Raw genomic sequence first — 19011 nt, forward strand, 5'->3', positions numbered from 1 at the left:
TCTTGGGCATCGGGCACAGGTATGACTTGCCGGACAGGTCGATATATGGTCATAAATCCCAAAGGATGAAAGGGACAGGGGTGGCAAATCGCCGCAACCGGCCCGGCGCTTGACCGGCAAGGCAGCGCCCAGCGAACGGGATGAGACAATGGCAACAGCGATGATTCGCAAGGCTTTGGCGGCGACAGGCGGGCTGACCGCAGCAATGACGGCGGGAATGGTGCGCGCGCAGGATGTGCTGGGCGATCTGCCCTCTATCGGCAAGCCGCAGGCACGCGGCATGGGCTTTCAGGAACCGGTGACGGAACTGGCTCATCAGCAGCAGTGGCTGGACTATTTCGTCCTGATTATCATCGCGGCGATCACGATTTTCGTCTGCCTGCTGCTGCTGTTCGTCATTGTGCGTTACAACAGCCGCAGCAACCCGACCCCGGCCAAGTTCACCCATAACACGCCGCTGGAAATCGGCTGGACGCTGGTCCCGGTGCTGATCCTGATCGCAATCGGCGTGTTTTCGCTGCCCAAGCTGTTCTATTCGCAGGAAATGCCGGAAAACCCGGATGTGGTTATCAAGACCATCGGCAACCAGTGGTTCTGGTCCTATGAATACCCTGACAACGGCATTGCCTTTGATGCGATCATGCTGTCCAAGGACGAACTGGCTGATTACGGCTATGCCGAAGATGAATATCTGCTGGCCACCGACAATGCCATGGTGGTGCCGGTCGGGCAGAACGTGCTGTTGCAGGTGACGGCGAATGACGTGATCCACAGCTGGACCATCCCGGCCTTTGCGATCAAGCAGGACGGCGTGCCGGGCCGGATCGCGCAGGCATGGTTCAACGTGGACAAAGAGGGCGTCTATTTCGGCCAGTGCAGCGAGCTGTGCGGCATCAACCACGCCTATATGCCCATCGTGGTCAAGGCCGTTCAGCCCGATGTTTATGCCGCCTGGGTCGCCGAACAGGGCGGCACCATGCCCGGGGCCGAGGCTGATTTCGCCCCGGCCAGCGCCGAGGCCGAGGCCGACGAAGCAGCCGCCGACAGCGAAGAAACCGCCGCCGCTGATGCCGGCACCGAGGCAGAGGCTGCCGCCGACACGGATGCCGCCGCCGCTGATCTGAACTCGGCCGAGCAGGCCGAAGCCGAGGCTGCTGTCGAAGAACCGGCGGAAGAACCGGCGGTGGCCGAGCCTGCCGCAGATGCCGAGGAACCCGCAGCCGCCGCTGACGAATCCGCCGCCGAGGCTCCGGCCCAACCCGCAGATGAGGGCCAGCCAGAAGCTGCCCCCGCCGCGGATGAGCCTGCGGCAGAAGCCGCCCCCGCCGAACCCGCTGCCTCTGCCGAAGAATCCGCAGCGGAACCTGCCACCCCTGCTGCGGAATCGCAGGATGCCGCCGAAGAACCGGCGCAGGAATCCGCTGTGAGCGTCGAACCCGCCGCTGCGCCTGCGGTCTCGAACTGATCTGAAACGGACCGATGACCGACGTTCGCGCATATGATACCACGCCCGAGGCTCAGTTCGGCGATTACGTCGCGCTGCTTAAACCGCGCGTCATGTCGCTGGTGGTGTTCACGGCCTTTGTCGGGCTGTGGGTGGCGCCGGTCACGGTTCACCCCTTCGTCGCCTTTTGCAGCGTGCTGTTCATCGCCCTTGGCGGCGGGGCCTCGGGCGCGCTGAACATGTGGTATGATGCCGACATCGACGCGGTGATGCGCCGCACGCAGGGACGCCCGATTCCCGCAGGCCGGATCACCGGCCCCGAAGCACTGGCCGTCGGGCTGGCGCTGTCGGGCATCGCGGTGCTGATGCTGGGGCTGGCCGCCAACTGGTTCGCCGCCGGCTTTCTGGCCTTTACGATCTTTTTCTACGCCGTGATCTATACGATCTGGCTGAAGCGCAGCACGCCGCAGAATATCGTCATCGGCGGTGCTGCCGGGGCGTTTCCGCCGATGATCGGCTGGGCCTGCGCCACGGGTGGGATCAGCCTCGAATCGCTGCTGATGTTCGCGCTGATCTTTTTCTGGACGCCGCCGCATTTCTGGGCCTTGGCGCTGTTCATGAAGGAAGACTATCACAAGGCCGGGGTGCCGATGCTGACCGTCACCCATGGCCGCGCCGTCACCCGCCGCCACATCTTTGCCTATACGCTGGTGCTGGCGCCCTTTGCGCTGTGGCTGGGCTTTACCGGCATCGGCGGGCCGATCTATCTGGCGGTGTCGGTGGCGCTGAACGCGCTGTTCATCGCCGGCGGCTGGCGTATCCTGCGCCGGACCGAGGAACAGGCCACGGCGGATGGCTACAGGGTCGAGAAATCCTATTTCCGCCTGTCGCTGTATTACACCTTCTTGCATTTCGCCGCGCTGCTGGCGCAATCGGTCGTCGGAGGCTGGTAAGATGAACGCATTCCGGGCCGATCACGAACTGCATCGCCGCCGCTGGTCGCGCAATGCCGGGCTGGGCGTGGTGCTGGTGCTGTTCGTCGCGCTTGTCTTTGGCCTGACCGTCGTCAAGGTCAAGGTGGGCGAGGGGAACATGCTGAAAGGCTATGACCACCGGGTGCAGGACAGCACCTATCTGCCGCCGCCCGAACCGCACGAGGTTCACCCCCAACCGCAGGCAGGACAATGACCGACAGACCGCAACCGAACCATATGAAAACCGTCTGGTCCTTGCTGGGCGTGGTCGTGTTCATGGGCGCGATGGCATGGGCCGCAGTGCCGTTCTACGACTGGTTCTGCCGCGTCACCGGCTATGGCGGCACGACGCAGCGGGCGGATTCGGCGTCGGAAACCGTGGTGGATCAGGTCGTTCGGGTGCGGTTCGATGCCAACACCGACCGCAATCTGGACTGGACCTTTCGCCCGATGCAGACCCGCATCGACCTGAACATCGGCGAAACCGCGCTGGTCTTTTACGAGGCGACCAACAATTCGGATGAACCGATCACCGGCACCGCCAGCTTTAACGTCGCGCCCGAGGTGGCGGGGTATTTCTTCGACAAGGTGGAATGTTTCTGCTTTACCGAACAGACCCTGCAACCGGGCGAGCGGATGGAAATGCCCGTGACCTTTTACGTCAACCCCGACATCGTGGGGGATCGCGACGCGGGCTGGGTCCGGGACATCACGCTGTCATATACTTTCCACCGCACCGATCCGCCGCGCGCCACGCAGGCCGCGCTGGCCGGGGATGCTGCGGTCAACACCAACTGATAATGCCAGACACAACCACAAGGGACGGGGCACACATGGCACATGCGAAGAACCACGATTACCATATCCTGCCACCGTCGGTCTGGCCGTTTCTTGGCGCGATCGCGGCATTTCTGATGCTTTACGGTGCGGTCGGCTGGATGTCGGCCGAAGATGTGCGACTGCTGGGCATTCCGGTCAACGGGCCGTGGCTGTTCCTGATCGGTCTGGTCGCGGTGCTGTATGTCATGTTCGGCTGGTGGGCCGATATGGTGCATGAGGGCGAAACCGGCGATCATACCCCGGTGGTGCAGATCGGCCTGCAATACGGCTTTATCCTGTTCATCATTTCCGAAGCGATGTTCTTTGTCGCATGGTTCTGGAACTGGTTCAAAAACGTGCTGTATCCGATGGGACCGATGTCGCCGATTCAGGATGGCGTCTGGCCGCCCGAGGGGATCGTGCCGTTCGACCCGTGGCACCTGCCGTTCATCAACACCGTCATTCTGCTGCTGTCGGGCGTGGCCGTGACCTGGGCGCATCATGCGCTGCTGCACGAAAACGACCGCAAGACCGCCATCCGCGGGCTGGCCGTCGCCGTTATCCTGGGCGTGTTCTTCAGCATCTTGCAGGCTTATGAATACAGCCATGCCTCGTTCGGGCTGGCGGATACCGCCTATGCCAGCGGCTTTTATCTGGCCACCGGCTTTCACGGCTTTCACGTCATCGTCGGCACGATCTTTCTGCTGGTCTGCCTGATCCGCATGATGAAAGGCCAGATGAGCCAGAAACAGCACATCGGGTTCGAGGCCGCCGCGTGGTATTGGCACTTTGTCGATGTGGTCTGGCTGTTCCTGTTCTTTTCGGTCTATGTCTGGGGCCGCTAAGACCTTGCGATAGTGCTGAAACGGGCGCGGGGCAAATCCCGCGCCTTTTCGTTCGGAACCCGTCCATGCGCCGTTATCTCTTTCCTGTTCTTGCCGGCATCATCGGCTGCGCCATCCTGATCGCGCTTGGCGTCTGGCAGTTGCAGCGCATGACGTGGAAGCAGGCGATGCTGGACGATATTCAGGCCAGCATCGACGCCGCGCCGGTGGCCTTGCCCGCCAATCCCGATCTTTCGATGAAATACCTGCCGGTCACGGTCAGCGGCACCACCACCGGGCAGGAAATCGACGTGCTGTCGGGCGACCGGGAATTGGGCGGCGGCTATCAGGTGGTGTCTGCCCTTGTCACCGATGACGGACGGCGGATCTTGGTGGATCGCGGCTTTGTCCCGCAAGGGGCGCGCCACGCGGATCGCCCGCCGGTGCATCTGACCATCCGGGGCAACCTGCACTGGCCCGATGAAAAGGGCAGCGCCACGCCCGACCCGAATCTGGCCGAAAATATCTGGTTCGCCCGCGATGTGCCCGCCATGGCCGCCCTGCTGGAAACCGAGCCGGTTCTGGTGGTCGCCGCCGCCGTTCAGGGCGACAGTCAGGGCGTGCGCCCGGTGCCCGTCGCGATTGAGGGGATACCGAACAACCACCTGTCCTATGCCGTGCAGTGGTTCCTGATCGCGGCGACATGGGCAGGGATGACAGGGGCGCTGATCTGGCGTATCAGGCAGCGCACTTATTGAAGGAAACACGGATGCGGTATGTTTCGACGCGGGGGCAGGCCCCGGTGCTGGATTTCGAACAGGCGATGCTGACCGGGCTGGCGCGCGACGGCGGCCTGTATCTGCCCGAGGCCGTGCCGGTGCTGGACGATCTGGCCGCGTTCGAGGGGATGCCCTACGAAGACGCCGCCTTTCGGGTGCTGAAACCCTTTACCGGCGACAGCTTTAGCGACGATGAACTGCGCGGGGCCATCAGCCGCGCCTATGCCGGGTTCGGCCATATCGCCCGCGCGCCGCTGAGCCAGCTTGCCCCCGGCCATTTCCTGCTGGAGCTGTTCCACGGCCCGACGCTGGCCTTCAAGGACTTTGCCATGCAGTTGATCGGGCAGTTGTTCCAGATCGCTCTGGCGCGGTCGGGGCAGCGCATCACCATCGTCGGCGCGACCAGCGGCGACACCGGCAGCGCCGCGATCGAGGCGTTCCGGGGCCTGCCCAATGTCGATGTGTTCATCCTGTTCCCCCACGGCCGCGTCAGCGAAGTGCAGCGCCGCCAGATGACCACGCCTGCGGATGCCAATGTTCACGCCCTGGCGCTGGACGGGCATTTCGATGACTGTCAGGCGCGGCTGAAGGATCTGTTCAACGACCATGATTTCCGCGACAGCGTGGGTCTGGCTGGGGTGAACAGCATCAACTGGGGCCGGGTGCTGGCGCAGATCGTTTACTATGTCACCGCCGCTGTCAGCCTTGGCGCGCCGGGGCGTCAGGTCGATTTCACCGTGCCGACCGGCAACTTTGGCGACATCTTTGCCGGGTCCATCGCCCGGCAGATGGGCGTGCCGATCCGCCGCCTTGTCGTCGCCACCAATCAGAACGACATCCTGCACCGTGCGCTGACCACGGGCGAATATCGCACCGGCACGGTCGAACCCTCGATCAGCCCCTCGATGGATATTCAGGTCAGTTCCAATTTTGAACGGGCGCTGTATCTGGCCTATGGTGGCGATGCGGGCGCGATCCGGCAGCTGATGGACGAACTGAAAACCGGCGGCTTTGCCATCAGTCAGGGCGCGCTGGAAAGCCTGCGCGATCAATACGCCTCGGGCCGCGTGTCCGAGGATGAGACGCGGGCCATGATCGCCACGATCCGCGCCGAAACCGGGCAGGTGATCTGCCCGCATACCGCTGTCGGCGTCCATGTCGCGCGCCAGCATCTGGAACCGGGCGTGCCGATGGTGACGCTGGCCACGGCCCATGCCGCGAAATTCCCCGATGCGGTGCAGGATGCCATCGGCATCCGCCCGGCTCTGCCGCCGCATATGTCCGGGCTGTTCGATCTGCCCGAACGTGTGACTCGGGTTGAAAACGACAATGCCGCGCTTAAATCGCTGATCCTTGATCGGAGGACAGCTTGACCGACCCATTCGTGCAGATTTCCACCCTTCCCAACGGCCTTCGCGTCGTCACCCGCAACATGCCGGGGCTGCATTCGGCCACCGTCGGTGTCTGGGTGAACGCCGGTGGCCGGGATGAGCGCGCCGAACAGAACGGCATCGCGCATTTTCTGGAACACATGGCCTTCAAGGGCACGCCGCGCCGCAGCGCCATCCAGATTGCCGAGGCGATCGAGGATGTGGGCGGCTATATCAACGCCTATACCTCGCGCGATGTGACGGCCTATTACGCCCGCGTGCTGGACAGCGATGTCGATCTGGCCTTCGATGTGATTTCCGACATCGTGCTGAATCCGCTGTTCGACGACCGCGAGATCGAGGTCGAGCGCGGCGTCATCCTGCAAGAAATCGGGCAGGCGCTGGACACACCCGATGATGTGATCTTTGACTGGCTGCAAGAGGCCGCCTATCCGGGGCAGGCGATGGGGCGCACGATCCTTGGCCCGGCGCATTGCGTGACCCGGTTCGGGCGCGCCGATCTGTCGGGCTTTGTGGCCGAACATTACGGGCCGGGGCAGATGATCGTTGCGGCGGCGGGGGCGGTGGATCACGACCGCATCACCCGTCTGGCCGAGGCCGCCTTTGGCCATCTGCCCGCCATCGACAGCGGCACGCGCGAAGCGGCGCGTTGGCAGGGCGGCGAATTGCGGCGGCAGAAAAAGCTGGAACAGGCGCATTTCGCACTGGCGCTGGAAGGGCCGTCCTATCTGGCCCCCGATTTCTATCCTGCGCAAATCTTTTCCAGCGCATTGGGCGGCGGCATGTCCTCGCGCCTGTTCCAGAAAATCCGCGAGGAACGCGGGCTGTGCTATACCATCTTTGCGCAATCGGGCTTTCACGACGATACCGGGATGATGACCATCTATGCCGGAACCGGCGGCGATCAGATCGCCGATCTGGCGCATCTGACCGTCGATGAAATCCGCCGCGCCGCCGATGACCTGTCGCTGGCCGAGGTCGAACGCGCCAAGGCGCAACTGCGCGCCGGGCTGCTGATGGGGCTGGAAAGCGCCTCGTCGCAGGCGGAACGGATGGCCCGCTCGCTGGCGATCTGGGGTCGCGTCCCCGACCCGGCCGAGGTGGCGCAGCGCATTTCCGCCGTGACGGTGCAGGATGTGCGCGCGCATGGCGAACGGCTGCTGGCGACGGCGCGTCCGGCACTGGCGCTGTATGGCCCGGTTGCGCGCGCGCCTGCGGTTGCCGCGTTGGCGGAACGTCTGGCGGCGTGATGATCTGGCGGCGCACGTCGGTTCGGCTGGAAACCGAACGCATGATCCTGCGCCTGCCCGCCCACGCGGATTTCGCCGGGTGGAGCAGCCTGCGCGATTCCAGCCGCGATTTCCTGACCCCGTGGGAACCCGTCTGGTCGCCCGACCACCTCAGCCGCCGCAGCTTTACCAACCGCGTCTATTGGGCCGCCCGCGCCGCCCGCAGCGGCAGTGCGTTGCCGCTGTTCCTGATCCGCCGCGACGGGGTGTTGCTGGGGGCGATCACGCTGGACAATATCCGCCGCGGTCCGGCGCAATCGGGCACCATCGGCTATTGGGTCGGCGCGCCTTTCGCGCGGCAAGGCTATATGCGCGAGGCCATCGGCGCGCTGGTCCACCACGCTTTTACGCAGATGGACCTGTCGCGGATCGAGGCCGCCTGCCTGCCCGAAAACGCCGCCTCGCGCGGGGTGCTGGAGCGGTCGGGCTTTAAATACGAGGGCGTGGCCCAAAGCTATCTTCAGATCAACGGGCGTTGGCGCAACCATGTGCTGTATGCCAACCTGCGCGGTGATCGGCGCGGGCGGACGGACGTGCGATAGCTGCCGCCCAATGGGCAGGCGACTGGCGCGCGGTTTCAGGCCGGCACGGGGCGGTGCGCGCCCAGAAAGGGGCCGTCGCCCGCCGCCTCGATCCGGGCTTTGGCATGGGCGATATCCTCGCGGATGACCGACATTTGCCAGGCGGTGGCGTGGATCATGCTGGTGTCGCTTTCGGCGATGGCGACATGGCCGGGCCAGAACAACAGATCGCCGCGCCGGATCGTGTCGGTCGGCGCAAAGGCGGCACGTTGCAGATCGCTGTCGCCGGGGCAGGGGATGTCGGCTGCCGTCAGCGCCGCCTGCACCAGACCGGAACAGTCGATCCCCCAATCGCTGTTGCCGCCCCACAGATAGGGGGTGCCGATCATCCGTTCCGCAATGGCGACCGGATCGGCGGCGGGGTGGTCGGCGATGTGCTGCACCGGCACCCAGCCCCCGGTCGCCAGCCGGGCAAACTGGCCCTGCGTTTCCGTCACCGACAGGCGCGCGCCGATGGACAGGGCGTGCAGCTGATGCGTTTTCATGTCGGGTTCGGGGTAGACATGGGTCGCGGGTGCGCGCACCCGGTGGGTGATCGGTGCCGCCGGATCGCCCAGCCCGCCGCTGCGCAGCCAGCCGCAATAGCCATCCAGCGCCGTGCGGACAAAGCACCAGCCGTCGCGATCCTCGATCACGGTCAGGTCGGCCCCGAAATTCACCTGCCGGTCGCGGGCACCCGCCGGTGCGCGGCACAGATCGGCCAGCGGCACGGCCAGCCGGGCCGGGCGCCCTGCGGTGATGCTGGGGCGGCGGGGGGCGCGGTCCTGCCACCCCTCCAGCACGGTGCGGTCGGTGGCGGGGGTCAGGCGGCGATCCGGGGTCGGGGTCATGCCAGCACCTGCGGCAAGGCGGCAAGGATGGCGCGCGCGCCTTGGCCGACGCCGCCCTTGGGGCGGCCCGGCGCGGCGGTGGGTTGCCAGCCATAAATGTCGAAATGCGCGTATCGGCCCGCCCCTTGGGCAAAGCGGCGCAGGAACAGCGCGGCGGTGATCGACCCGGCCATGCCGCCCGATGGCGCGTTGTCCAGATCGGCGATGCCGGGTTCGATCATGGCCTCGTATGGTTCCCAGAACGGCATTCGCCAGATCGGGTCGGCCACCGCCGCCGAGGCGCGCGCCAGCGCCGCCGCCAGCGCATCGTCATCGCAGTAGAACGGCGGAATGTCCGGCCCAAGCGCGACCCGCGCCGCCCCGGTCAGCGTCGCCATCGAGATCATCAGGTCAGGGCGTTCCTCGGCACCAAAGGCCAGCGCGTCGGCCAGCACCAGCCGCCCTTCGGCATCGGTGTTGTTGATCTCGACCGTCAGCCCCTTGCGGCTGCGCAGGATGTCGCCGGGGCGGATCGCATCGCCCGACACGGCATTTTCCACCGCCGGGATCAGCACCCGCAGGTTCATCTGCCGCGCCGCGCCGGTATCGGCCAGCATCTGCGCCAGCCCCAGCACCGTAGCCGCGCCGCCCATATCCTTTTTCATCAGCCCCATCGAGGCTCCGGGCTTGAGGTTCAGCCCGCCGGTGTCAAAGCAGACCCCTTTGCCGACCAGAGTCACAGCCGGGCCGCTGCCCCCCAGCCGCAGGTCGATCAGGCGTGGCGCGCGGCCGGGCGCGGCGGCACGGCCAACGGCGTGGATCATCGGAAACCCGGCCTCCAGCAGCGCATCGCCGGTGGTCACGCTGATCGCGGCACCGATGCGGCGGGCCAGATCGGCGGCGGCATCGGCCAGATCGGCTGGTCCCATATCGGCGGCGGGGGTGTTTATCAGGTCGCGGGTCAGATACTCGCCCGCGGCGATGGCCTGCACCTGCGCGGCATCCACGCCGCCGGGCGCGACCAGACGCGCGCGCGGCGCGGGCGAGTTGGCATAGCGGTCAAAGCGATAGCCCGCCAGCAGCCAGCCAAGCGCCGCCTGATCGGGGTCAACCCCGCCCGGCAGATCGCCGGCCAGATACCAATCGCCCGCCGGCAGCGCATCGGCCGCACGGGCCAGCGCAAAGCGACCGCGCCCGGCCCGCGCCGGATCGCCAAGGCCGAACAGCGCCCCGCGCAGCCCGCCGTTGCCATCCGGCAGCAGGCAGATTTCGCCCGCCTTGGCCGCGAACCCTGCCGCCGCAGGCCAGTCGCCCGCATCCTTGGGCAGCGGCGCGCCTTTGGCCACCAGCCACAGCGGGCGGGCATCGGGCGAGGGCGGGGCAAAGGCAGGGCTGGCGGTCATCATATTCCTCGGGTCTGGTGTGACCGCGCCAGATTAACCGCCCGTTGCCGCCCCTGCCAGCCCGCCGCGTCAGGTGAAATCGCTGCTGTCCCAGATTTGCGTCAGCGAGCGGTTGCCGACCCGCATCAGCCGCGCCCGCACCGCCGCCAGCGCGCCGCTGTCGCGCCGCTCGGCGCAGCCCGCCAGATCAGCCGCCACCCCCGCCAGCGAGGTCAGCCCCACCTGCCACGCCAGCCGCGACAGCCGGTCGGCCTGCGTGATGGTATCGGCCAGATCGTCGCGGCCCGCCGCCTCGTCTATGGCGGTCAGCGCGGTTGCAAGCTGTTCCAGCGCAAGGCCGATCACGGTCTGCGCCGCCGCCTCGCCCAGTTCGTTCACGATGTCGCCCACACGCCGCGCATCCACGCGCACAGGTTCGTTTACGGCCAAAGCCGTGACATGAGCCATTGCCCACCTCCAACAAAATCAGTGTCCCCACACGTCTGGGCAACATGGCGCGAAAGCGTGAAAAAAGGCTTATCCGCACACGCATAAGTCTTTTGAATTTTCAGCGAATGATGCCTATTGGTTGGCGCATAACCGATGAGAGATCGCCATGCCCCTGACCCGCCCTTTGCCGAAATACCTTGTCCAGCGTTATCAGGGCTGGAAAGCCACCGCCTATGCGGAAAACCGGGCATGGTTCCGGCGACTGGCGCATGACGGTCAGCGGCCGCGGGCGATGATTGTGTCGTGCTGCGATTCACGGGTGCATGTCAGCAGCATCTTTGGCGCGGATTCGGGCGAGTTTTTCATCCACCGCAACATCGCCAACCTTGTGCCCGCCCATGCGCCCGATGGCGAACAGCATGGCACCTCGGCGGCGGTGGAATATGCGGTGCGCACCTTGCGGGTGGCGCATGTGATCGTGCTGGGGCACACGCAATGCGGCGGTGTCGCGGGTTGCCATGCGATGTGCAGCGGCCATGCGCCCGAGCTGGAGGAACGCACCAGCTTTGTCGGGCGCTGGATGGATATTCTGCGCCCCGGTTACGAACGGGTGCGCGATCTGCCTGCCGAACAGCAGATTGGCGCGCTGGAACGGCAGGCGGTGCTGATCTCGGTCGAAAACCTGATGAGCTTCCCCTTTGTCCGCGAAGCGGTTGGGCAAGACGAACTGTCCCTGCACGGGCTGGTGCATGACATTGCCGAGGGGGTGCTGTGGCAGGCCGATGAAAAGGGTGAGTTTTCCCAGCTTTGAGCGCGTTTACCAGTCGCGCAGCAGGATATTGCCCTCGGGCCATGACATGTCGGTCTGCACCGTGACCTGACGGGTTTCGCCGGGGGCGATGTCAAAGCGCCAGATCAGCACGCCGCGCTTGCCTTCGGGGTCGGTTTCGTCGGGGGCCGGGTCGGCCGACCACGACACCCGCAGCGTTTCCTGTTCCGACACCGGCACCCGGTCCACCAGCCGCAGCGGCCATGCGCTATCGGTCAGGTTTTCCACCCGCAACAGCGCGGTTTCGGTTTCGGTGTTCGAGCGGCGGATCAGGCCGCCACTGCCTTCGCTGCGGTCGGGCAGGCGGCGTTCGGCCACCAGCCCGTCGATCGGGCCAAAGCCCAGATGCAGCCGGTCCCCCGCCGCCAGCAGATCCAGATCGGTTTGCCCGGTCAGCGTGCCATCCGCGAACAGGGTCGCCGGGCCGGGCAGGATCGGTGCGCCGCTGTCATTGACGGCATCCACCGTCAGATAGGCGCTGCTGTCGTAACGCGGCGCGGCCTCGGCATAGATTTCGGGTGTCAGCGATGACTGATCCAGCGTCAGGCGCAGCGCATCGGCGCCGTCGCGGATGGTGACGGGGGCGGGCATGTCATAGGCGACCGTCACCCCCAGATCGAGCTTTTGCGCCGCGGAACCCATCGCGGCAGGGACGGGCGCGGGGGCGGCCATTGCCTCGGACATGGCCATATCCATGCTGCGGCCCATAGGGTGCATCGTCGGTTCCGCCTCGGTGCGGACGATTTCGGGCGTGACCTGAGTGGCCTGCGACTGACCGCCGGGGCGGGCGGTGGACAGGCGCAGCGCGACATCGGTCCAGTCCTCGCCGGTGGATTGCGACACCAGCGCGCCGCGCACAAGGGTCAGGCTGTTGGCCGCGCGATCCAGCCGCAGGTCATAGACCGGCTGCCATGTGGCCTGCGGGCTGTCGTTGCTGATGCGCAGCGTGGCGGGCGCGTCGGTCGTCTGCACGTCCAGCACCAGCGCCGGGCCGGTCAGCGGCGCTTCGGTCAGGGTGTTCAGCCGGGCGCGGGCGGCATCCAGCGCGCGCTGATCGCGGTCGCGCCCGGTTTCCGCATCGCGGGCGGCGTTTTCGGCCCAGATCGCCTGCCGCCGCGCTTCCAGCATCTGCGCCTGAACCGCCCCGGCCAGCGCGGCGACATCGCCTGCCGCCGCCCCTTGGGATTTGGCCAGATCGCGCAGGAAAGCGATGGTATCCTCGGCCGCCTGCGCCTCGGCGCGGATGGCGGCGGTGGCGGCGTCGCGGTCGCGCAGGGCCTTTTCCAGGCGGTCCACCTCGGCCCGCGCGGCGGTCATTTCCGGGGTTTCGGGCCGCTCGTCCGGGGTGGCGCGGCTGTGTTGCAGATTGACCGCGCCGACCGTTGCCCCGTCGGCCTGAATGCGCAGGCTGGCCGCGTCGATGCCTGCGGGCATACCGGGCAGGATCAGCTGATTCTGCCCGGCAGGTGCGTCGATCACCACCTGCCGCGTGATGGTAGCGCCTTGGGAATGCAGCAGAATATCGGTGATATGCGCCTGCGCCCGGATTTCATCGGCCAGCGCGGGCAGGCTGGTCAGGGCGGTGGTGGCGGCGATAAGGGCGGCAAGGCGGGTCATGTCTGCTCCTGCAATGGGGTGGGGGCAGGGTTGTCGCGCGCGGCACAAAAATCAAGCGCCACGCGCCGCGATTCAGCCCTTGCCCAGCACACGATTGCCCAACAATTCCGCGATCTGCACCATGTTCAGCGCCGCGCCCTTGCGCAGATTGTCGCTGACGCACCACAGGTTCAGGCCGTTTTCGACCGTCGAATCCTGCCGGATGCGGCTGACGAAAGTGGCAAATTCCCCAACAGATTCAATGGGGGTGATATAGCCGCCGTCCTCGTGCTTGTCGATGACCAGCAGGCCGGGGGCCTCGCGCAGGATGTCGCGGGCTTCGTCTTCGTCCAGAAAATCCTGAAACTCCACATTGAGGGATTCGGCCTGACCGACGAACACCGGCACGCGGACGCAGGTGACGGCCAGGCGGATCTTCGGATCGAGGATTTTCTTGGTTTCGGCGACGATCTGCCATTCCTCGCGGGTGGTGCCGTCCTCCATGAAATCGCCGATCTGGGGGATGACGTTAAAGGCGATCTGGCGAGGAAATTCTTTTGGTTCAACCTCTTGGCCGGGGACATACAGGCCCTTGGTCTGGTTCCACAGCTCGTCCATGGCCTTGGTGCCGGCGTCGGAAACCGACTGATAGGTGGACAGCACGACGCGGCGGATGCGGGCGCGGTCGTGCAGGGGCTTCAGCGCCACCACCAGTTGCGACACCGCGCCCAAGGGGCCGGCGATGATGTGTTTTTTCGCAGCGTTTTCAATGGCTGCGGCGTTTACCTCGGGGACGATCAGGGGCACGTCGGGGTCGGTGGACCAGACGCCGGACCCGTCGATCACAAAGCACCCGGCGCGGGCGGCGGCGGGGGCATGGGCGCGCGCGGTTTCGGCATCGGTGGCGAACAGGGCGATGTCCCAGCCGGCAAAGTCAAAGCCATCAATATCGCGGCATTTCAAGGTCTTGTCGCCAAAGCCGACCTCGGTTCCGATGGAACGGCGGCTGGCCAGCGCGGCGATCTGATCGACGGGAAATTCCCGTTCGGCCAGAATGTTCAGCATCTCGCGGCCCACATCGCCGGTGGCCCCGGCGACGACGATGTTATAGCCCATCGGTCAGTCCTTTCCTGCAACCTGTTCCACATAGGTGGCGGCGGGCCAGCGCGCAACAGCCGCGCGCGTTGCGCGACACGTGTTGCGTGACCGGAATGTGATCGGCTGCCCGCATGGGCCAGCAATTGCCGGGTTTGGGGCTGCACAACCAATGCACAACCCGTGCACAGGCTGTACACAACCTGTACACAGCCCGCGCGCGCTGAACGGGAGGGATACGCAACAAAAGCGAGTTGGCCCAACCGTGCGGCAAGGCACGCCTGAGTGTCGGTTCGATGGTTCGACGGTTCGGCGGGGTTCAGGCGGGGGGCAGGTGCAGATGCAGGCGCGGATCGGCGGCGGCCAGCCCCTGCACCCAGTTCCGTTCGGCCCCGAAATCATGCGGCACCTGATCGGCACTGCGACGGCCCGACAGGCTTTGGCTGGCAAAGAAATCGAACCCATACAGAGACAGCGCCGACAGATCGGAGCGCAGAGCCAGGTCGATCAGCATCGCGCCGGTGGTCGGCGGTGCGCCCAGCGTTTCGGCAAGGCGTTCGTAATCGGCCAGCGGGTGCAGATAGAATCCGGGACTGTGCGCGGTTTCCCAATCCAGCCGCTTGCGCTTGGGCGACATCCACAGGATGCGGCCGGGGGCCAGCCGGGCGCAATCATCAGCGGGCAGGCTGGTGGCGAGGCCCAGCCAGTCGGTGCGGCTGCCGTGGCTGGCGGCATCGGGCATCGGCGCGCGGTTGATGCGCACCACCACATCGGCGGCGTCGATGGCCGCGCCCTGCGTGCCATCGGCCAGCGCGCGGGCATTGCCGACCAGCGCGACCGAGCGGCCCCGCAAGGGGACCAGCAGGCTGGCCTGCGGCACCGACAGCGCGGCCATCGCCGGTTCGTTACGCAGGGTGCGGGCCATGTAAAAGCGCAGCGGGGTCATGTGGTCCTTTCTGTAACGCTTTTCGGGCGTATCGGCGAAATGTTCGGCGCGACTGTTGCTGTGGCGGGTGCGGGGTGATCTGGCCGTTCGAAGCGTAATCATGGCGCAGCCAGAATCAAGCATTCAAGGCGATGTGCTTGCCTCGCCGGCTTTTTGGGGGAATATCATGCTGCCTATATATTCTCTGTTTTCGTCTGCATATAAGAATATCTCTGCCTCTTTCAGCTTGATAACCGCAATCCCCACCTTGTCGGCGCGGCTTTCATGCAGGCAGCTTAAAAGAGAAAGGATCATTTGCCGGGTATTGTGCGATATATTTCCGTCCAGTCGCCTTTCAAACAGGCGGATAGAATCCATCCTGTTTCCAAAGGAAACCGGCCCGTGCAGGTTTTCGATCTTTTCGCCATGTGCGGATAGGAATTGTTCCATCCTGGTATAGGAAACTGATCGCAATCCTTCAGGTGGGGGCAATAAAAATGGCATTTATATAGGGCGGCCTAGCGTGTCAGCAATTCGCGATAGACGGCGGTGATGGCGGCGGCCTCGTCGCGGATCGAGTGGCGGGCGGCGACATGCGCCCGCGCGGCCTGCCCGGCGGCGGCGCGACCGGCGTCGTCATCCAGCCAGCGGGCCAGCGCGGCGGTCAGCGCCGCCTGATCTTCGCGCGCCACCAGCGAGCCGGTTTCGCCGTCGCGGATCAGGGTTTCATAGGCGCCGACGCGGCTGGCGACGACGGGAACGGCGCAGGCCATTGCCTCTAACGGGGTCAGGCCAAAGCCTTCCCAGCGGGCAGGGGCGGCGAACAGGTCCAGCGCCTGATAGCTGCGCACCACCTGTTCCCACGGGATTTCGCCCAGAAAGCGGATGCGATCCGACAGGCCCGCGGCCTCGATCCGCTGTTTCAGATCGTCGGCAAAGCCCTGATTGTCGGCGGTGATGCGCCCGGTCAGGATCAGCCGCGCGCGGGGCCGCGCCGGGAACAGATCCAGCGCCGCATTCACCAGCAGATCGACGCCCTTTTGCGCCCGCACCCGGCCAAAGCAGCCGATCACGATGTCATCGGGGGCAAAGCCCATCTGCGCCCGGATCGCGGCGCGTTCGGGCGCGGGGGCGGGGTGGAACGTGTCCAGATCGACGCCGTGCAGGATGGTGGTGGCGGGGCGTTCGAGATAGCTGGCGGCCTGCGGCGAGGTGGCGATCAGCGCGTCCTGTTGCCGGATCAGCCAGCGGGTGAACCCGGTGTGGCGGCGCTGCGCGGCGGATGTGAACAGCAACCGGAAGCGGCGGCGCAGGACATGGCGCAGGATCAGCCCCAGCGCCATTTCGGTATTGCGGCGCGCGTGCCACACGCGCCACCCGTCGCGCGGCAGGGTGGCGGCGCGGCGCAGGGGGATATGCGGCAGTTCCGGCGGCAGGCCCGGCCCGGTGGCGGCGATGGCGATCATCTGCGCCTGAATCGGGATCAGCCGCACCACGGTGGCCGTCACCCCCGACAGGCGGCGTTTCAGATTGGGCGCGATCACAAGCGGAGGGGTGGTGGTCATGGGGCCTCGGTCGTCAGCAGGTAAATCAGCACGCCAACCGCCAGCGGCACGGCAAAGAACAGGAACATCAGCCCATAGACCTGCTGCGGCGGCAGTCCGGCCATGGCATTATACAGCGGGCGCGAGGCGAATTGCATCACCGCGACGCCGGAAATGGAAAACATGTTCAGCAAGGTGACGCCCCGGCCCAGCAGGTGCGGCGGCAGGAACGCCTTGCCATGCGCCATCAGCAGCACATAGCCCGCCCCCGAAAACCCGACCAGAGTCAGCAGCGCGACCGAGGGCCAGATACCGGCATCGGGCGCGGCCCACAGCGCGAACAGGATCGCGGCAGAGGCGGCATTCAGCAGCAGGATGGTGCGCCGCAGCGATCCGACCAGCCGCACCATCGGGCCGATCAGGAAATTGCCGATCACCATGGCCAGCCCCATCGCCAGCGTTGCACGCCCGATCAGGGTGGCGTCGGCGTGATAGACCTCGGTCAGGTATGGTCCGGCCCACAGCCCCCGGATGGCGGCGGATGCGGCATAGCTGACCGCGAACAGCGGCAGCATGAACCACAGCGCCCTGAGCCGCAGCACCGCCATCAGCGAGCCTTGCGGCTGGTCGCCCTCGGGCCGGGCCGGGTCGCGCACCAGCAGCCAGATGATGGCCGCCACCGTCAGGGTGATCGCCGCCAGCCCCCACAGGGTTTCGCGCCAGCCCAGGGCTTGTGTCACCCAGACCAGCGGCGCGGCGCCAAGGATATTGCCCAGCGACCCGATGCCGACCACCGCCCCGGTCAGCACGCCGAAGGCTGCGGGCGGAAATTCGCGGGCGATGATGTAATAGGCCCCCATCAGCCCCGGCGCGCAGCCCACCCCCAGCAGCGCCATGGCCACATGCAGGTGCCATGGCTGGCTGGCCAGTGCAAAGACCGCCGCGCCCGAGGCTCCGCCAAGGCCCAGCAGCAGGGCGACGGTCAGGCGCGGGCCGTATTGATCCAGTCCGCGCCCCACGGCGGGCTGCATCACCGCAAAGGCGATGAACCACAGCCCCGATGACAGCGCCAGATCGCCGGGCGTCGCGCCCAGCTCTGCTTGCAGCACCGGGGTCAGCACGGCCAGAAACGCCCGGTAGAACTGGCTGAGCATATAGGCGAGGATCAGGCTGGTGATTCCTGGTGAAAAGAACGACATGGCGGCCTCTGGTTTTTGCGGCAGGCTGCGGGATTGGCTGTCGTTGCGCAAGGGGCCGCGTTGTGCCCGAAGGTGCGTATTTGGGCAAACAGGAAGCGGCGGGCGTTTGTTTGGGGTGCGTATGGGGGGTTACAGGTTGAACACCCGGTCGGGGTGGACCTGTCCGGCCATGTAGCGGCCGATGCACAGGGGGCCTGCGGGGCCTGTGACCCAGACGGTTTCGCCATATTCCGCGCCGGTGGTCACGTCGCCGGGGTTGCCGTTGCGGATGCGGGTGGCGCCGGTTTCGGTGGCGCGCAGGCAGGGCAGGTCGGCCAGCGCCGATTGCAGCGGCAGCAGGCGGGTTTCCAGTTCGGATTGGTTGGCGCGGTCGATCAGGTCCAGCGGCACGCCCTGTTCGGCGCGGAACGGGCCGGACCAGATGCGGCGCAGCTGGGCGACATGGCCAAGGCAGCCAAGGGTGCGGCCCAGATCGCGGGCGATGGCGCGGACGTATCCGCCCTTGCCGCAGGTCATTTCCAGCCGGGCGGAGTCGGGGGTGGCATTCAGCAGGCGCAGCGATTCGACCCAGAGCGGGCGGGCGGCCAGATCGGGGGTTTCGCCCCCCCGCGCAAGGTCATAGGCGCGCGCGCCATCGACCTTGACGGCGGAAACGGCGGGCGGCACCTGCATGATGTCGCCGGTAAAGCCGGGCAGGGCGGCGGTGATCTGATCGGCGGTGGGGCGTTGGTCCGACTGGCGGGTGATCTGGCCCGAGGCATCGTCGCTGTCGGTTTCGGCACCCCAGTTCACCGTGAAATCATAGGCTTTCAGGGCTTCGGTCAGGTAGGAGACGGTTTTCGTCGCCTCGCCCAGGGCGATGGCCAGAACGCCGGTGGCGTCCGGGTCCAGCGTGCCGGCGTGGCCTGCCTTTTTCGCATCCAGCGCCCAGCGGACGCGGCCCACCACATCGGTTGATCCGATGCCCGCAGGTTTGTCCACGATCAGCCAGCCGGTGATCTCGCGTCCTTTTTTGCGTGCCATTGGGGCCTCCATGCGAAAGGCGGCGGGATAGCGGTGCGTCTGGCCGCCGTCAACTGTC

At 66.2% G+C, this 19011-nt stretch carries 19 protein-coding genes and 1 pseudogene; 10 read left to right on the plus strand and 10 right to left on the minus strand.

Features of this window, described 5'->3' with window-relative positions; translation table 11 throughout:
* Window positions 1-205 precede the first annotated feature (205 nt).
* From coxB to Q4G14_RS08695, 9 genes and pseudogenes are all read left to right on the plus strand, one after another.
* Window positions 206-961, plus strand: a pseudogene (coxB, locus tag Q4G14_RS08655) (cytochrome c oxidase subunit II); the annotation flags it as partial.
* A gap of 518 nt (window positions 962-1479) precedes the next feature.
* Window positions 1480-2397, plus strand: coding sequence for a heme o synthase (gene cyoE, locus Q4G14_RS08660; protein ID WP_303361336.1), 918 nt, complete (start codon window positions 1480-1482; stop codon window positions 2395-2397).
* Window position 2398: 1 nt separating this feature from the next.
* Window positions 2399-2632 carry a hypothetical protein gene (locus tag Q4G14_RS08665; RefSeq protein WP_303361337.1) on the plus strand — a complete coding sequence of 78 codons (234 nt, stop codon included), beginning with the start codon at window positions 2399-2401 and terminating at the stop codon, window positions 2630-2632.
* Window positions 2629-3216: a cytochrome c oxidase assembly protein gene (locus Q4G14_RS08670; protein WP_303361338.1), complete on the plus strand. Its 588-nt coding sequence runs from the start codon at window positions 2629-2631 to the stop codon at window positions 3214-3216. The genes Q4G14_RS08665 and Q4G14_RS08670 overlap by 4 nt, the downstream gene beginning before the upstream one ends.
* A gap of 35 nt (window positions 3217-3251) precedes the next feature.
* On the plus strand, window positions 3252-4082 hold the full coding sequence (locus tag Q4G14_RS08675; RefSeq protein WP_303361339.1) for a cytochrome c oxidase subunit 3: 831 nt from the start codon (window positions 3252-3254) through the stop codon (window positions 4080-4082).
* Window positions 4083-4147: 65 nt separating this feature from the next.
* The gene (locus tag Q4G14_RS08680; RefSeq protein ID WP_303361340.1) at window positions 4148-4819 is read left to right on the plus strand and encodes an SURF1 family protein; all 672 of its coding nucleotides are present in this window, start codon (window positions 4148-4150) and stop codon (window positions 4817-4819) included.
* 11 nt (window positions 4820-4830) lie between these two features.
* Window positions 4831-6213: a threonine synthase gene (gene thrC / locus Q4G14_RS08685; protein WP_303361341.1), complete on the plus strand. Its 1383-nt coding sequence runs from the start codon at window positions 4831-4833 to the stop codon at window positions 6211-6213.
* Window positions 6210-7481: a pitrilysin family protein gene (locus Q4G14_RS08690; protein ID WP_303361342.1), complete on the plus strand. Its 1272-nt coding sequence runs from the start codon at window positions 6210-6212 to the stop codon at window positions 7479-7481. The genes thrC and Q4G14_RS08690 overlap by 4 nt, the downstream gene beginning before the upstream one ends.
* Complete coding sequence (locus Q4G14_RS08695; RefSeq protein ID WP_303361343.1) at window positions 7481-8062, plus strand: GNAT family N-acetyltransferase; 582 nt, start codon at window positions 7481-7483, stop codon at window positions 8060-8062. The genes Q4G14_RS08690 and Q4G14_RS08695 overlap by 1 nt, the downstream gene beginning before the upstream one ends.
* A 35-nt stretch (window positions 8063-8097) precedes the next feature.
* Here Q4G14_RS08695 and Q4G14_RS08700 read toward each other — a convergent pair whose 3' ends face one another.
* From Q4G14_RS08700 to Q4G14_RS08710, 3 genes are all read right to left on the minus strand, one after another.
* On the minus strand, window positions 8098-8931 hold the full coding sequence (locus Q4G14_RS08700) for an NlpC/P60 family protein (protein WP_303361344.1): 834 nt from the start codon (window positions 8929-8931) through the stop codon (window positions 8098-8100).
* Entirely contained in the window at window positions 8928-10313 is a 1386-nt protein-coding gene (locus Q4G14_RS08705; RefSeq protein WP_303361374.1) for a M17 family metallopeptidase, read from the minus strand. The genes Q4G14_RS08700 and Q4G14_RS08705 overlap by 4 nt, the downstream gene beginning before the upstream one ends.
* A gap of 69 nt (window positions 10314-10382) precedes the next feature.
* Entirely contained in the window at window positions 10383-10760 is a 378-nt protein-coding gene (locus Q4G14_RS08710) for a hypothetical protein (RefSeq protein ID WP_303361345.1), read from the minus strand.
* 148 nt (window positions 10761-10908) lie between these two features.
* Between Q4G14_RS08710 and Q4G14_RS08715 the strand changes: the two genes are divergently transcribed.
* Window positions 10909-11553 (plus strand): carbonic anhydrase, encoded by a 645-nt coding sequence (locus Q4G14_RS08715; RefSeq protein WP_303361346.1) that lies wholly within the window; start codon window positions 10909-10911, stop codon window positions 11551-11553.
* A 6-nt stretch (window positions 11554-11559) separates the two neighbouring features.
* On the opposite strand, the gene Q4G14_RS08720 is transcribed toward Q4G14_RS08715, so the two are convergent.
* The 7 genes from Q4G14_RS08720 to truB form a co-directional block, all read right to left on the minus strand.
* Entirely contained in the window at window positions 11560-13188 is a 1629-nt protein-coding gene (locus Q4G14_RS08720) for a DUF4139 domain-containing protein (RefSeq protein WP_303361347.1), read from the minus strand.
* A 72-nt stretch (window positions 13189-13260) separates the two neighbouring features.
* On the minus strand, window positions 13261-14283 hold the full coding sequence (locus Q4G14_RS08725) for an aspartate-semialdehyde dehydrogenase (protein ID WP_303361348.1): 1023 nt from the start codon (window positions 14281-14283) through the stop codon (window positions 13261-13263).
* Between the two features lie 298 nt (window positions 14284-14581).
* A complete protein-coding gene (locus Q4G14_RS08730) occupies window positions 14582-15208 on the minus strand; it encodes a glycosyltransferase family 29 protein (RefSeq protein ID WP_303361349.1) in 627 nt (208 codons plus the stop codon).
* 123 nt (window positions 15209-15331) lie between these two features.
* Complete coding sequence (locus Q4G14_RS08735) at window positions 15332-15691, minus strand: hypothetical protein (RefSeq protein ID WP_303361350.1); 360 nt, start codon at window positions 15689-15691, stop codon at window positions 15332-15334.
* A gap of 14 nt (window positions 15692-15705) precedes the next feature.
* Window positions 15706-16752, minus strand: coding sequence for a glycosyltransferase family 4 protein (locus Q4G14_RS08740; protein ID WP_303361351.1), 1047 nt, complete (start codon window positions 16750-16752; stop codon window positions 15706-15708).
* Window positions 16749-17930 carry an MFS transporter gene (locus Q4G14_RS08745; protein WP_303361375.1) on the minus strand — a complete coding sequence of 394 codons (1182 nt, stop codon included), beginning with the start codon at window positions 17928-17930 and terminating at the stop codon, window positions 16749-16751. The genes Q4G14_RS08740 and Q4G14_RS08745 overlap by 4 nt, the downstream gene beginning before the upstream one ends.
* Window positions 17931-18059: 129 nt before the next feature.
* On the minus strand, window positions 18060-18953 hold the full coding sequence (gene truB / locus Q4G14_RS08750; protein WP_303361352.1) for a tRNA pseudouridine(55) synthase TruB: 894 nt from the start codon (window positions 18951-18953) through the stop codon (window positions 18060-18062).
* Window positions 18954-19011 lie beyond the last annotated feature (58 nt).

Origin of the sequence: Paracoccus sp. (in: a-proteobacteria) (assembly GCF_030538755.1) — a bacterium.
In the GTDB taxonomy this organism is placed as follows: Bacteria; Pseudomonadota; Alphaproteobacteria; order Rhodobacterales; family Rhodobacteraceae; genus Paracoccus.

Excerpts from the sequence above, each read along its gene's own strand:
- cyoE (WP_303361336.1), top strand. The coding sequence starts at position 1,480 with ATGACCGACGTTCGCGCATATGATACCACGCCCGAGGCTCAGTTCGGC.
- Q4G14_RS08665 (WP_303361337.1), top strand. The coding sequence starts at position 2,399 with ATGAACGCATTCCGGGCCGATCACGAACTGCATCGCCGCCGCTGGTCG.
- Q4G14_RS08670 (WP_303361338.1), top strand. The coding sequence starts at position 2,629 with ATGACCGACAGACCGCAACCGAACCATATGAAAACCGTCTGGTCCTTG.
- Q4G14_RS08675 (WP_303361339.1), top strand. The coding sequence starts at position 3,252 with ATGGCACATGCGAAGAACCACGATTACCATATCCTGCCACCGTCGGTC.
- Q4G14_RS08680 (WP_303361340.1), top strand. The coding sequence starts at position 4,148 with ATGCGCCGTTATCTCTTTCCTGTTCTTGCCGGCATCATCGGCTGCGCC.
- thrC (WP_303361341.1), top strand. The coding sequence starts at position 4,831 with ATGCGGTATGTTTCGACGCGGGGGCAGGCCCCGGTGCTGGATTTCGAA.
- Q4G14_RS08695 (WP_303361343.1), top strand. The coding sequence starts at position 7,481 with ATGATCTGGCGGCGCACGTCGGTTCGGCTGGAAACCGAACGCATGATC.
- Q4G14_RS08700 (WP_303361344.1), bottom strand. The coding sequence starts at position 8,931 with ATGACCCCGACCCCGGATCGCCGCCTGACCCCCGCCACCGACCGCACC.
- Q4G14_RS08705 (WP_303361374.1), bottom strand. The coding sequence starts at position 10,313 with ATGACCGCCAGCCCTGCCTTTGCCCCGCCCTCGCCCGATGCCCGCCCG.
- Q4G14_RS08710 (WP_303361345.1), bottom strand. The coding sequence starts at position 10,760 with ATGGCTCATGTCACGGCTTTGGCCGTAAACGAACCTGTGCGCGTGGAT.
- Q4G14_RS08715 (WP_303361346.1), top strand. The coding sequence starts at position 10,909 with ATGCCCCTGACCCGCCCTTTGCCGAAATACCTTGTCCAGCGTTATCAG.
- Q4G14_RS08720 (WP_303361347.1), bottom strand. The coding sequence starts at position 13,188 with ATGACCCGCCTTGCCGCCCTTATCGCCGCCACCACCGCCCTGACCAGC.
- Q4G14_RS08725 (WP_303361348.1), bottom strand. The coding sequence starts at position 14,283 with ATGGGCTATAACATCGTCGTCGCCGGGGCCACCGGCGATGTGGGCCGC.
- Q4G14_RS08730 (WP_303361349.1), bottom strand. The coding sequence starts at position 15,208 with ATGACCCCGCTGCGCTTTTACATGGCCCGCACCCTGCGTAACGAACCG.
- Q4G14_RS08735 (WP_303361350.1), bottom strand. The coding sequence starts at position 15,691 with ATGCCATTTTTATTGCCCCCACCTGAAGGATTGCGATCAGTTTCCTAT.
- Q4G14_RS08740 (WP_303361351.1), bottom strand. The coding sequence starts at position 16,752 with ATGACCACCACCCCTCCGCTTGTGATCGCGCCCAATCTGAAACGCCGC.
- Q4G14_RS08745 (WP_303361375.1), bottom strand. The coding sequence starts at position 17,930 with ATGTCGTTCTTTTCACCAGGAATCACCAGCCTGATCCTCGCCTATATG.
- truB (WP_303361352.1), bottom strand. The coding sequence starts at position 18,953 with ATGGCACGCAAAAAAGGACGCGAGATCACCGGCTGGCTGATCGTGGAC.